The following is a 13,613-nucleotide window of genomic DNA, read 5'->3' as shown; positions in this document are numbered from 1 at the left end:
GGCGCGATGCTAGTGCGCGGCGCGCCATAGTGCCAGAGCCTCCCGCAGGCCGGTCCGATTGCGTTCCCTAGGCGAGGTCGACGCCCAGGACCCGGACCGACCAGCCGTCGCCCAGCAGCAGGGAGTCGTTGCCCTCATGGGCGATGGTGTAGGCGCCGCTGGCGACGATGCGGTCGACCGTCTTCTCGAAGTCCGTGATGATGTCGTTGCCGGCACCGACATGGAACACGTCGCGGCCGGCGCCGCCCGTCAGCAGGTCGTCGCCGGCGTCGCCATAGAGCTCGTCGTCGCCGATGTCGCCCGACACCAGGTCGTTGCCCTTGCCGCCGAAGACGATGTCGTTGTCGCGGCCGCCGAACAGCCGGTCGTCGCCCGCATTGCCGAACAGCACGTCGTCGCCGGGGCCGCCCAGGAGCTGGTTGGCGCCGTCGCCGCCATGGATCTCGTCGTCGATCGCCTTGTCGCGCTCCGGCCCGTAGAGCGCGTTCAGGGCCTGCACGTCCCACTCGCCGAGCATGCCGTCGCGCTCGGCGAAATAACCCATGATGGTGGACTTCGCCGTCACCATCTCGGCCGGGGCGTGCGGGCCCTGGGAGGCGGGCGTGAAGTCGAGCCGCGTCGGATGCTTCAGGCCCAGGGCGTGGCCCAGCTCGTGGGTGACGACATAGGCGATGCGGTCGGCATCCAGCGTCGTCGGCAGTTCCACCACGGCATCGGTGATCTTGGTCTCGTCGGCGTCGTCGACCAGGATGTAGGTGTAGCCCTCATAGCCGACGCGGGTCGAGACGATGAGCTTGATGTCGGCATTGTCGAACTCGGACGGGCCGACCTCGACCATGTCGAGGTCGCTGGCATCGTCCCACTGGGCGATGGCCGCGCGGATTTCCGTGGCATAGGGCGCCAGCTCCGGCACCATCGCCCAGGTCAGCTTCTCTTCGGTCCAATGGTAGCCGGCCTTGTAGAGCAGGACGTCCGCACCGGTTACTACGTTTGCCATGGCCCGAATTCCTTGCGATCCGAAGAGCGATCGGGGGAATTCGCGGCCGCCCGCCGGACGCTGCCCCCGGCAAGAGGGATTGCAACCGGGGGGCCGCGCCGTTTCGGGGCGATGCCAAGTGAGGAATCGTTATTTTACAATGAGTTATGCGACTGGCGTGGACGCTGGTCCGGTTTTGCATTCCGCCCGGATTCGCAATCCGCATTGCGCTATGCGAAAGCCGCAGGAAGCGCGCGATGCCACTTTGCAATGTGCGATGAAGTGGAATTGCTTATGGTGCGCTGCACCAAAAGCGCCGCTCTGGTGTGAACCCACTGGGCTCAGTCAGGGCTAAAAACAACTATATTTCAGTAGGTTATTGAAGGCCGGCCAACGCATGGAGCGACTGGCACGGTGCGCTGATCGAATAGCCAACCCATTCGGTGCCGTTCGGTATGGAGCGGGGTCCGACACTGGTCGCTTAATGCATGCAGTTAATCCGTACATGCGAGGGGCCCGTGGCAACCATTCCCGGCGGTATCTTCGACCAAGGCGGGCTAGATCCCGCCGCGCTCGTCGCCATCGACGCCCTGCTGGCACAACAGGGTTTGAGCGAAGCCGACTTCCAGCCGCACGATGGCAGCTTCTCGCCGGTCGGGAGCCCATACATCTTCCTCGAGGGGCCGGGTGATGGTGCCATCATCGGCGGCGAGGACGCGAACTTCTTCGTGGCCAACGGCGGCAGCAACTACCTCGATGGCGGCGGCGGTGCCGACAACATCTTTGCCGGCGACGGCCAGGACATCGTGCTGGGCGGTGCCGGCGACGACGGCGTCTTCGGCGGCGAGGGCTTCGATATCGTGCTGGGCGGCGAGGGCGGCGACTTCGCCCAGGGCGGCAATGGCGGCGACTTCGTCGATGGCAACCAGGGCGACGATTCGGTGAATGGCAATGCCGGCGACGACTTCGTCAGCGGCGGCCAGGGCAATGACATGGTGAATGGCGGCCAGGGGGCCGACGTCGCCGTCGGCGGTCAGGGCGATGATTCCGTGTCGGGCGACCTGGGCGACGACCTCGTGGCCGGCGGCACCGGCGACGATACGGTCAGTGGCGGCGCCGGCGACGACATGGTCTATGGCGGCCAGGGCGACGACGCGGTCGAGGGCGGCGAGGGCAACGACGTGCTCTCCGGCGATCGCGGCAACGACTCTCTGGCGGGCGGCGCCGGCGACGATGTCTTCGTCTTCAAGAACGACGGCGGCGCCGACGTGATCGTCGACTTCGCCAGCGGCGACGTGCTGCAGATCCAGGGCGGCATCAATGGCCTGGAGATCGGCGCGCCATCGGACCTGCTGGCCCTGATCAGCAGCGACAGCCTGGGCAATGCGGTGATCAGCCTGGGCGACGGCAACTCCGTCACTCTCATGAACCTCAGCGAGGCCGACCTGCGCGCGCGCATCGACAGCGTGGTGGTGATCGTCTAGCCGCCCCAGGCGAGCCGGGCCCGTGTTCACCACGCGGTTTTCCGAGACCGACATCCGGCGGGCGGTCGACGCCTGCCGGAGCGGTCGCCACCCCTCAGACGTCGGCCGGGATTTCGGTGTCAGCGAGCGGACGATCCATCGCTGGCGCCGCCGGTTTCCCGACGATGTCGCCGAGGCGGACGCCGTCGCCACGCCCTCCCTGGCGACGGCCGTCCTGCCGCCCTGCCGCATCTTCACCGCGATGGGCGACCTGGCGCTGCTGACCGCGCCGATCGCCGAGCCGGTGCCGCTGGCCGACGCCGGCATGCGCTGGGGCGGGTTGGCCGTGCCGGAGCCGCTGGTCTTCTCGGTCGTGGGCGACCCGGAGCAGGGCTACCATCTGTTGGTCCTCGGCCGGATCCCATCCCCTGGCCTGGCTGCCGGCAGCGATGCCCCGGCGGTCGAGGTCCGCACCGCGGCGGGGGACATCGTTCTGCAGGCGACGGGCATCGCCATAGAGCCGCTGGTGCCGGCCGACGGGCTGGTCCTGCCGCAACTGCCGGACCTTGTCCGCCAGCGCGCGCTCCGCGTCCTGGCCGAGACGGGTGGCACCTTCCTGAAACTGCACGAGGACCCGTCCTTTGCCGGCCTGTGCCGGGCGCTCGTGCTGGGCGTGGTCGGCCGGCCTGCCGGCTGGGGCACGGTCCTGTCGCTGGGTGGCCGCCTGCAATATTGCGTCGGCGACGCCACCTTCGACCCCGACGACGTGCGCGGCGTGCTGCTGGTCGGCTCGCGCGGGGTCCGTCGCAACCCGTTCCTGCCCCAGCGCCGTGCCGCGGCCGGGCGGCGCATGCAACTCGTCATCGACCGCGCCGAGGCGCTGGGGCCGGGCCGCGTGCTGGTGCTGTGCATCGGCTACGGCCCGCCCGCCTGCTTCGTGCTGGAGCCCGATGCGGCCGCGCCCACCACGGCCTTGCACCGTCACTTGCAGGAAGAGCCGGACGAGGCCCTGGCGGCGCGGCACTATCTGCTGCGCTGCCTGCGCCCCTATATCCGCGCCAATGCGCCCCTGCGGGCACTGCTCCGCGAATCCCTGACGCTGATCCCGCAGACCCCGCCCGCGGTGGCGGCCGGACGCGGCCTGGCGGGCGAGATCGACCTCGCCATCGGCTTCTCCGATGGCGGCCTCTTCGTGCGCGGCTGGCTGGCCGACCCGCAAGGCGTCGTCGCCGACCTGCAACTCGTGTCGGCCTTTGACGAGGTCCGTACCATCGCCCCGGATGCGCTGGCCTTCCCGCGCACGGGCGCCGATGGCCGCCGCCGTCCCGGCCCGGACGACGGCTTCGTCGCCTATTTCCCCAACCTCCAGCCGGTGATGCCGGACGCACCCGTGCGCCTGCGGGCACGGCTGTCGAGCGGCGCCATGGTCGAACTGCCGGTCGCGTCCGTCATCGGCGAGGCCGAGCGCGGGCGCCAGGAACTGCTGGCATCGGTGCCGCCGAACTCGGCCGGCGAGGCGATGCTGGAGCAATGCCTGGCGCCGGCCATCGCGGCGGCGATCCGCGACGTGGCGGCCGATGCGGGCGAGAGCCGGATGGAACGGCTGGGACCGGTCGCCGCCAGTGTCGACTGGTCGATCGTGGTGCCGCTCTATCGCAGCCTGGAGCTGCTGCCGGCCCAGTTCGCAGCGCTGTCGGCCGACCCGGACATGGCCCGCGCCGAGCTGATCCTGGTCTTGGATTCGCCCGAGCAGGAGGATGACCTTCGCCGCGCGCTGCATGGTCTGGGATTGATCTACGGCCTGTCGGTGACGCTGGTCGTCAATGGCCGCAACCTCGGCTATGCCGGCGCGGTCAATGCCGGGGCGGCCCATGCCCGTGGACGCTGGCTGGTGCCGCTCAATTCCGACGTGCTGCCGCGGCGACCGGGCTGGCTGTCGGCCCTGCGGCGCGGCCTGCTGCCGGGCATCGGCGCGGTCGGCCCGCTGCTGCTGTTCCCCGACGACACCATCCAGCATGCCGGCCTCTACTACGACCGCGGCAGCGATGGCGCCTGGCTCAACCGGCACTTCCTGAAGGGGCTGCCGCGCGCATCCGCCGGCGCCTTGCAGCCGCGCGAGGTGCCGGGCGTGACCGGCGCCTGCTTCGTCGTCGCGACCGAGACCTTCCACAAGCTGGGCGGCTTCTGCACCGACTTCGCGATCGGCGACTACGAGGATTCGGACTTCTGCCTGCGCCTGCGCGAGGCGGGCCTGCGCCTGTGGTACGCGCCCGAGGCCGAGCTCTATCACCTGGAGCGCCATTCCATCCAGCAGCACGCGTCCTACCTGCGCGGTGTTGCTTCGCGGCACAATCGCTGGCTGCACGGCCGGCGCTGGGCGGCGGCGATGGCCCGCCTGATGGACGATCCGTCGCGCTGGGCGCTGGCACGCCGCGGCGACTGGCGGCGGTCCCTGCTGGCCGCGCCCGACGCCCCGGCGCCGGCCGCGGCCGACGTCTCGATGGTGGCGTGATGATCGGCCCGCGCGGCGCCGCCACGGCGTCCGACGGCATTCCGCTCGGCCTGAACGGTACCTTGGCGCGCTGCGTCCCGGCGCTGCTGATCTCGCTCCTGATCAGCCTGTTCGTGACGCTCTCGGTCCTGGCCGTGCCGATCTACATGATGCAGGTCTATGACCGCGTGCTGACCAGCCGCAGCATTCCGACGCTGATCTGGCTGACCGTGGTGGTCGTGGGCGCGCTCGTGGTCCATGGCGTGCTCCAGCTCAGCCGCAGCCTGGTGCACCAGCGCCTGGGCGAATGGCTGGGGGAGCGGCTGGGCGAGGTGGCGATCCCGGCCACCGTCGGCCGGGCGCTGCGCGACGGCAATGGATCGACCCAGAGCCTGCGCGACGCCAACGAGGTGCGGAGCTTCTTCGCCGGACGCTCCCTGCCGACGGCCATGGAAATGCTGTGGACCCCGCTTTTCTTCATCGTGCTGTTCCTGCTGCATCCGGCCTACGGCCTGATCGCGGTCGGCGGGGCGGCGATGCTGGCGGCGCTCGGCATCCTCAACGAGGTCGTTTCCCATCGCAGCCTGGTATCGGCCAGCGACGCATCGGTGCGCGCCCACCAGCATATCGGCTCTGCCGTCCGCAACGCCGAGATCGTCGAGGCGATGGGGCTGATCGACCGCATCGTCGCCCGCTGGCGCCAGGCCAATGCCGAGGCAGCCGTGATGGCCCGGCGCGGGCATCTGCGGTCTGAGGCGATTTCCGCCAGCTCGCGCTCGCTGCGCCTGTCGTTGCAGGTGCTGCTGATCGCGGTGGGTGCCGCCCTCATCATCGAGCGTGCGGTGGGGCCGGGCACGCTGTTCGCCGCCATGATCATCCTCGGCCGGGCGTTGGCCCCCTACGAGCAACTGATCGACGGCTGGCGGCAATGGCTGTCGGCCTGGGCTGCGGTGCGGCGCCTGCGCGGGATCGAAGCGGATGCGGCGCCGGCGCGCTCGACCATGGGGATGGCCCGGCCGAGCGGCCCGCTGGAGATCGACCGGCTGGTCTATGTGCCGCCCGGCGCCTCTCGGCCCACCATCCGCGGCGTCAGCCTGGTGGTGGAGCCGGGCGAGGTGCTGGCGATCATGGGGCCGTCCGGCGCCGGCAAGTCGACCCTGGCACGGCTGATCATGGGCGTGTGGAAACCGACCAGCGGCGCCGTGCGGCTCGACGGGCAGGATGTCCACCAGTGGGACCGGGCTGCCTTCGGCAGCGTGTCGGGTTACCTGCCGCAGCAGGTCGGCCTGTTCGACGCCACCATCGCCGAGAACATCGCCCGCCTGACCGAGGCCGCCCCGGAGGACGTGGTGAACGCAGCCCGCCGTGCCGACGTGCATGGCCTGATCGGCCGGCTGCCCTATGGCTACGACACTGAGATCACCGACCCCGGCTTCCTGTTGACCGGTGGCCAGCGGCAGCGCATCGGCCTGGCTCGCGCGCTATTCGGCGAGCCCCGCCTGCTGGTGCTGGACGAGCCCGACGCCAACCTCGACCAGGCGGGGTCGGAGGCGCTGCTGTCGGCCATCGCCTGGGCACGCTCCACCGGTGCCATCATCATTCTCATCTCCCACCGCAACACGCTGCTGTCGATCGCCGACCGCATCCTGGAACTGCGCGACGGCGTCGCGGTCCGGGTCGCCGACGCCGTGACGGAGCCGGTGCCGGAGATCGTCCGCCGCGGCCCCGCAGCCCTGCCGGCGGGCCGGCGATGAGCCGCCAGCTCGAGCGCCCCGGCAATGCGCGGCTGCCGACCCTGCGGGGGCGCGAGGTTGTCCTGCCCCACGTCACGCGACCGCGCATCGGCGGGCCGGCGCTGATCGCGCTGGCTGCCGTCGTGCTGACGTTCGGCGGCTTTGGCGGCTGGGCCGCCGTGGCCGAGCTCGACAGCGCGGCCGTGGCCCAGGGGACGGTCAAGGTCGAGAGCCACCGCAAGACGATCCAGCTACTGGAGCCCGGCATCATCAAGCGCATCCTGGTGTCCGAGGGACAGACGGTCCAGGCGGGCCAGGTGCTGATCGAGATGGATGAGACCCAGGCGCGCGCCAGCCATTCCATCGTCCAGGGCCAGCACCGGCTGGCCATGGCGCGCCTGGCCCGGCTCCAGGCGGAACTGGCCGATGCCGACCAGATGCCCGTGCCGGCCGAACTGGCGCGGCGCGCCGACGAGCCCGAGATCGCCGACATCCTGGCCGGCCAGCGCAACCTGTTCACCGCCCGGCGCGAGGGCTATCGCGGCCAGGTGTCGATCCTGGAGCGCAAGGTGGCGCAGCTCCGCGAGGAGATCCAGGCGATGCAGTCGCAGGAGCGCGCGGTCAGCCAGCAGATCGGCTTCATCGCCGAGGAAACCCGCGGCATCGAGGATCTGGTGCAGCGCGGGTTGGAGCGGCGGCCGCGCCTGTTGGCGCTGCAACGCGCCAACGCCGACCTGGTCGGCCAGCGCGGCCGGTTGCAGAGCAGTGCGGCTGCTGCCCGCCAGACCATCAGCCAGACCGAACTGCAGATGGTCGACCTCCGCAATACGCGGCGCAATGACATCGTCGCCCAGGTCGAGACGACGCAGAAGGAACTGGGCGACCTCTCCGAGCGGCTGGTCGCCATGGCCGATCTGCTGCGGCGGATGAAGGTGCTGTCGCCCCATGACGGCACGGTCGTCGACATCAAGGTCTTCACCCAGGGCGGGGTCATCAAGGCGGGCGAGCCCATCCTCGATATCGTGCCCCAGGCCGATCTGCTGGTGGTCGATGCGCGCCTTTCGCCGACCGACATCGATGCCGTCCGCACCGGGCAGCGTGCCGACATCGCGCTCGTTTCCTACAAGCGCCGCGTGGTGCCGCACGTGACCGGCACCGTCGTCAACGTTTCGGCCGACCTGCTGACCGATCAGCGCTCGGGCGAGGGCTACTACACCGCGCGCATCCGCGTCGACGCGGCCGAGCTCGAGCGGCTGGTGGGGGTCGAACTCTATACCCGGCATGCCGGTGGACGCCTTCATCCTGACCGGCCGCCGCACCGCGCTCGACTACCTGCTGTCGCCCATCACCGAGGGGCTGCGCCGGACCTTCAGGGAGGAATGAAACGAATGGCCGAGACCGCCATCAGGACCGGGGAGCCCGCGGCAACGGCGGTGCGCGACAACGTGCATGTGCTGCCGGCACGCTATGCCGGCCATGTCGACACGATCGACGGCGGCTATGTGCGCGGCTGGGCGCGCGACGAGGCCGCGCCGGGTTCGCGCACGGATGTCGATATCTTCCTGGGCGATCGCCAGTTGGGCTCGACCACGGCCGACCGCTATCGCGAGGATCTCTTGACGGCCGGCATGGGCGACGGCCGTCATGCCTTCGCCTTCAGCCTGCCGGTCGACGCGCGCGACGTGCCGGCAGCGGCCATCGGCGTCTACTTCCGCGGCACCCGGATTCCGCTGGTGCGCAGTCCGGCGACGACGGGCGTGCAGGAGCCTGGCCCGGCGGTGGCGGAGTTGCAGGAATTGACGCTGGCGGTCCGCGCCGGCATGGAGCGGGTCGCCTCGCGCGTGGCCGCTCTCGGCCGCGAGCAGACCCAACTGGCCGAGCGGATGACCGCATTCGAGCGCGAGCGCGAGCAGCGTGCGGGCCATCTGGAGGGCGAGCGGCGCAAGCAGCTCGAAGCCGCCGCCCAGGCGGTGCGCGAGGAAACCGCGGTTCTGGCCGGTCGGGTGGCGGCGATCGAGAAGTCGTTCGCCGACGTCGATGCCTTCCTGGTGCGGATCGACGCCAACCTGCGCAAGATGGCCCAGGCCCCGGCGCCCAAGCGCGCGGGCTCCGGCCTGGCGATATCGCTGGCGATCTTCGCGATCCTGGCGTCCGGCTTGGCGATCCTGGCGGCGGTGGCGCCCGCCGCCTTCCACGGTCTGCTCAAGCCCGTGCTGGGCTGACCCCTTCGCCGCGGACCAGCGGGCGACGCCGTTTGGCTGCGGTGTCGGCCGCCGGTTCGGCGATCGCGGCGACGCGGGGCGTGAGCAGTTCGCGGTAGAGGGCCATATGCTCGTCCGCGGCATCGGCTACGGTGCGCACAGGCCCGATCCCGCCCGACAGCCGCTGCCACAGGCCGTCCTCGGTCGCGGCCCGCGCCATCGTGTCGGCCAGCGCCAGGGGATCGCCCGCGCGAAAATGCAGCCCGTCGATGCCATTGCGCACGCGCTCGGCCATGCCGCCGATGCCCGAGCACAGCACCGGGCGGCCGTGATGCATCGCCTCGTCGATGACGAGCGGCGCATTCTCCCACCAGATCGACGGCACGATCACCCAGTCGGCCGCGGCCAGGATGCCGGCGACATCGGCCGGCTCGTAGGCGCCGTGATGGCGCGCGCGTGAGCCCAGCGCCCGGACATCGGCCTCGATGCGCTGGGTGAAGGCCTCGGTCTGGTAGCGCGGGGCGCCATGGATATCGAGCGAGAAGTCGACACCCGCGTCGGCCAGCCGGCGCGCGGCGTCCAGCGCCACGGTCGTGCCCTTGTAGACGCTGAGGTTGCCCAGCACGGCGAAGCGGTTGCGCGGCCCGCTGCCCGCCCGCGGCGGGGCTGGCAGCGGCCAGTCGCGCCCGTTGGCGATATGGACGAGCCGGTCGGCCGGCAGGCCCCAGGCGAGATAGCGGTCGCGCAGGAAGCGGCTGGGCGCGACGAAGCGGTCGAAGCCGGTCAGGTGCGCCTTCAGCATCAGGTCGCGGACCAGGAAGCTGCCCGGCGAGATGTCCGGGAAGCAGCCGTTGCAGGCGTTGGGCGAGGGGCCGTCGCAGCGCTCGTTGCCCGGGTTGCGCAGCAGGACGCCGTCGCGATGGCACAGCGGATAGTAGTCGTGCAGCGACAGCACGAAGCGCGCTTCCGGGCATACCCGGCGCAGGAAGGGCACGGCGTTGGCGCCGAAGCGCAGCAGGTGGTGGAAATGGATGATGTCCGGCCGGAAGCCCTCGGCCAGCTCGCCCAGTTCGAACAGCGTGCCTTCCGTATCGGCCTGATTGAGCTGGAAGCGGTCGAAATGTCCGGCCCACAACAGCAACTCATCCGCGCCGGCACCCGCCGACTGGAAGCGGGTGCCCGGATGCGGGCGCCGGTGCAGGTCGTCGACGGCGGCCACGAGGAGCTGGCGGTTGTCGCCGTCGGCGCGCAGCGCCTGGAACAGCTCGCGGGCGAAGATCTCGGTGCCGCCGGGATGGAGGCTCGGATGATTGTGGACGAGGTGAAGGACGCGCACGCGATCGGTCTCCGCCGGCTGCTCGGGGATGCAACCCAACTCTAGGGCGACCGTGCCGCCGGGCCGCGCCCAATCCGGTTCGTATCGACCCGTTCCCGCGTCCCTTCCGGGGACTGATCGCCCGATTTGGGGTGGCCTATGCTGCGATGCAGCGCAGGCGGTGTGACACTTGCCCCAGCGCGGTGCCGCATTGCCCCAATGTGGTCCCAAAGCGCCGGATTCCGCGCTTCTCCGTGCCAATACCGCGCCAAGTTGGGGGCGGCCATGCGGCTCGAATAGGAGAACCGGCGCTTATACTTCGGGACAAGGGCACAGGGGGCCTCGAAGCAAGGCCCCCGGCCGGGAGTCGACGCCAAGGGGGCTCGGGTTCCCTCAACTCGAACGGTGTGAAGATGCTGATGGCCAAGGATGCTCAGAGGGCGCCCGCACCGCGGGCCCCGGAAGGTTTTCGCGGGGGATTCGCCAAGCCCATGGATGTCGCCGGACCATACAGGCTGGGCACCATCCTGCGTCTTCACCGCGGCGAACCGCTGCCGGACGTCTTCACGCGCGGGTGGTGCGAGGTGGACGATGGCGGCTTCGTGTGGATCGACGGCGCGGTGGGCGAACTGGGGTTCGAGCTGCCGGTGCTGATGCGCGATCTTGTGTTGGAACTCGATTGCTTCCCGGTGGGCTTGGTCGGTGCCGCGCCGCAGCGCATGAGCGTGTTCGTCGAAGGTTCTTTCGTCGACGCGATTCTGCTGCGCGAGCGCGCCGTGGTCCACATCCCGATCCCGCGCGAACTCTGCCCCGGCAAGCGCATCCGCATCAGCCTGGTTCCGGCGGAGGTGCAGGTGCCCAAGCTGGCGACCGACAGCAGCGACGAGCGGCCACTCTCCATCGGCGTCCATGCGGTGGCGCTCGCCTATGAGGGTGACTGAGCCGATGGCACGGCCCAGCGTCCTGGTGGAGCGGGCCGACCGGCAGGCCATCGCCGGATGGGCCTATGATCCCGAGCGGCCGGGGCGCCATGTGCGCCTGGCGCTCTATGACGGCCCGAGCCACGTCGTCACCTTCACCGCCGACATCGTCCGCGACGACCTGCGCGAGGCCGGGCTGGGGGAGGGGGATCACGCGTTCCATCTGAATCTGCCGGGCCACCTGCTGGAGCGGCCGGTCGTCGATTTCCGCCTGGTCGATCCCGGCACGAACGAGGAACTGGCCGCCGTCACCATCGCGACCGAGGACGACAAGCTGGCGGCGATGCGCGACCTGCTGCTGGCCAAGCTGCCCTGGCTGTTGCGCCAGCATGAGGACGTGCGCGACCGCGCGCGCTGGGCCAGCGCCTATCTGCCCATGCTGATGTCGGCCTGCGTCTCGACCTATCAGGAACTGCGGCGGTCGCTGGAGGCCCAGGCCGCCATGCGCCGCGAGCCGCCGCCCGCGATGGAGGGGCTGGGGTTCGACCGGGTGGTCGAGGGGGTGCTATCGCGCTTTCCGATCCTGGAGGCGCCGGTCTTCGATCAGCCGCTGGTGTCCATTGTCATCCCGGTCTACGAGAAGTTCGACTTCACCTATGCCTGCGTGAAGTCGATCCTCGATACCAACGTGCGCGCGTCCTACGAGATCATCGTCGTCGACGACTGCTCCAAGGACGAGACGCTGCTGGCGCCTATGATCCTGCAGAACTGCCGGGTCCTGCGCAACGAGCGCAACCAGGGCTTCGTGCTGAACTGCAACCGCGGCGCCCGCGAGGCGCGCGGGCGCTACGTCTTCATGCTGAACAACGACACGACCCTCTATCCCGACGCCATCGACGCGCTGGTCGAGACCTTCTCGCTGCATGAGAATGTCGGCGCCGTCGGGTCCAAGCTGCTGTTCGGCGACGGCAAGCTGCAGGAGGCGGGCGGCATCATCTGGCGCATGGGCGACGGCTGGAACTATGGCCGCGGCCAGGACCCGGACGATCCGCGCTACAACTACCTGCGGCCGGCGGACTACATCTCGGGTGCGGCCCTGATGCTGCCGCGCGAGCTGTTCCTGGAACTGGGCGGCTTCGACACGCACTACGTGCCCGCCTACTACGAGGATACCGACCTTGCCTTCCGCGTGCGGGCTGCCGGGTATCGCGTGCTCTACCAGCCGCGCTCCAAGGTCACGCATTTCGAGGGCGTCAGCTCCGGCACCGACCTGACCCAGGGCGCCAAGCGCTACCAGGTCGTGAACGGGCGCAAGTTCTTCACGCGCTGGAAGACGACGCTGGAGGCCCACGCGCTGAACGGCATCGAGCCGGAGCGAAGAAGGACCGCGGCGCCCGCTTCCGCGTGCTGTTCGTCGACGAGACGACGCCGACGCCCAAGGAAGATGCCGGCTCCAACGCCGCCGTCACCCATATGCGCTGCCTTCAGGCGCTGGGCGGCAAGGTCACCTTCGTGCCGGCCGACAACATGACCCATCTGGGCGCGGCCTCGACGGCGCTGCAGGACATGGGTGTGGAGTTCCTCCATCACCCCTACTACTGGTCGGTGGAGGAGGTGCTGCGCAAGCGACCGGGGGAGTTCGACCTCATCTATCTGCACCGCTTCAACACCGCCAGCCGACATCTCGGCGTCTGCCGCGGCTTGGCCCCCCAGGCGCGCATCGTCTACAACGTCGCCGACCTGCATTATCTGCGCTACGAGCGCGAGGCATCGGTCGGCGCCGCCGGCGCCAGGACGGCGAGCGAGATCGCCGCCACCAAGTCCGGCGAGATGCAGGCGATGCGGTCCAGCGACGTCGTCCTGGTCCATAGCGACGTCGAGCGCGAACTGCTGGCGGCCGAGGGGATCGACAATGTCGTGGTCGTGCCCTGGGTGATCGAGGGCAAGCCGGCACCCACCCCGTTCGAGAAGCGGAGCGGCCTCTATTTCATCGGCGGCTTCCGCCATGCCCCCAACGTCGATGCCGTCGCCTGGTTCTGCGAGGAGATCTGGCCGCTGGTGCGCAAGGCATGCCCCGACCAGACCTTCGGCATCATCGGCAGCCACATGCCGGACCAGGTGCGGGCGCTGGAGCGCCATCGCGGCGTGCAGTGCATCGGCTTCGTGGACGAGCTGCAGCCGATCTTCGACGGCGCGCGCCTGACCGTCGCCCCCTTGCGCTACGGGGCGGGCCTGAAGGGCAAGGTGGCGTTGAGCCTGGCCCACGGCGTCCCCTGTGTCGGCACGGCCGTGGCCTATGAGGGGTTCAGCGACGACAGTCCCGACCTGATGCAGGTGTCGGACGACCCCAAGGGGATGGCCAAGCGCATCGCCACCCTCCTGACCGATGGCGCGCGGTGGAAGAAGGCCAGCCTGAGTGCGGCCCGCTTCGCCGAGCAGCATTTCTCGCAGGCGGCGGTGACGGCCAAGATCCGCCTGCTGACGATGACGAACAGTGGTGCCGCCTAGCGTGGC

At 70.0% G+C, this 13,613-nt stretch carries 9 protein-coding genes; 7 read left to right on the top strand and 2 right to left on the bottom strand.

The window, feature by feature from the left end:
• Positions 1-67 precede the first annotated feature (67 nt).
• On the bottom strand, positions 68-997 hold the full coding sequence (locus tag STVA_RS15045) for a hypothetical protein (protein WP_123688723.1): 930 nt from the start codon (positions 995-997) through the stop codon (positions 68-70).
• 497 nt (positions 998-1,494) lie between these two features.
• On the opposite strand from STVA_RS15045, the gene STVA_RS15040 reads away from it, so the two are divergent.
• Genes STVA_RS15040 through STVA_RS15025 form a run of 4 tightly spaced genes read left to right on the top strand, consistent with a single transcriptional unit; the run spans position 1,495 to position 8,885 of the window.
• Complete coding sequence (locus STVA_RS15040; RefSeq protein WP_170216355.1) at positions 1,495-2,460, top strand: calcium-binding protein; 966 nt, start codon at positions 1,495-1,497, stop codon at positions 2,458-2,460.
• A 22-nt stretch (positions 2,461-2,482) separates the two neighbouring features.
• Positions 2,483-4,951 (top strand): glycosyltransferase, encoded by a 2,469-nt coding sequence (locus tag STVA_RS15035; protein WP_123688721.1) that lies wholly within the window; start codon positions 2,483-2,485, stop codon positions 4,949-4,951.
• On the top strand, positions 4,951-6,684 hold the full coding sequence (locus STVA_RS15030) for a type I secretion system permease/ATPase (RefSeq protein WP_123688720.1): 1,734 nt from the start codon (positions 4,951-4,953) through the stop codon (positions 6,682-6,684). Before STVA_RS15035 ends, STVA_RS15030 begins: the two co-directional genes overlap by 1 nt.
• Entirely contained in the window at positions 6,681-8,885 is a 2,205-nt protein-coding gene (locus tag STVA_RS15025; protein ID WP_142235779.1) for an HlyD family type I secretion periplasmic adaptor subunit, read from the top strand. Before STVA_RS15030 ends, STVA_RS15025 begins: the two co-directional genes overlap by 4 nt.
• Here STVA_RS15025 and STVA_RS15020 read toward each other — a convergent pair.
• Positions 8,866-10,200, bottom strand: a complete 1,335-nt coding sequence (locus STVA_RS15020; RefSeq protein ID WP_123688849.1) for a glycosyltransferase family 4 protein — start codon at positions 10,198-10,200, stop codon at positions 8,866-8,868. The genes STVA_RS15025 and STVA_RS15020 overlap by 20 nt on opposite strands.
• A 392-nt stretch (positions 10,201-10,592) precedes the next feature.
• Here STVA_RS15020 and STVA_RS15015 point away from each other — a divergent pair, with 392 nt between their 5' ends.
• The 3 genes from STVA_RS15015 to STVA_RS28470 are packed head-to-tail and all read left to right on the top strand — an operon-like array spanning position 10,593 to position 13,607.
• Positions 10,593-11,120, top strand: a complete 528-nt coding sequence (locus STVA_RS15015) for a hypothetical protein (RefSeq protein ID WP_142235778.1) — start codon at positions 10,593-10,595, stop codon at positions 11,118-11,120.
• A gap of 4 nt (positions 11,121-11,124) precedes the next feature.
• On the top strand, positions 11,125-12,630 hold the full coding sequence (locus tag STVA_RS15010) for a glycosyltransferase family 2 protein (protein WP_123688716.1): 1,506 nt from the start codon (positions 11,125-11,127) through the stop codon (positions 12,628-12,630).
• A complete protein-coding gene (locus tag STVA_RS28470) occupies positions 12,573-13,607 on the top strand; it encodes a glycosyltransferase family 4 protein (protein ID WP_123688715.1) in 1,035 nt (344 codons plus the stop codon). Before STVA_RS15010 ends, STVA_RS28470 begins: the two co-directional genes overlap by 58 nt.
• The last annotated feature ends 6 nt before the right edge of the window (positions 13,608-13,613 follow it).

The sequence above is a fragment of the Stella humosa genome, from assembly GCF_006738645.1.
GTDB lineage: Bacteria > Pseudomonadota > Alphaproteobacteria > ATCC43930 > Allostellaceae > Allostella > Allostella humosa.
This window is presented reverse-complemented; position numbering and strand designations above follow the sequence as displayed.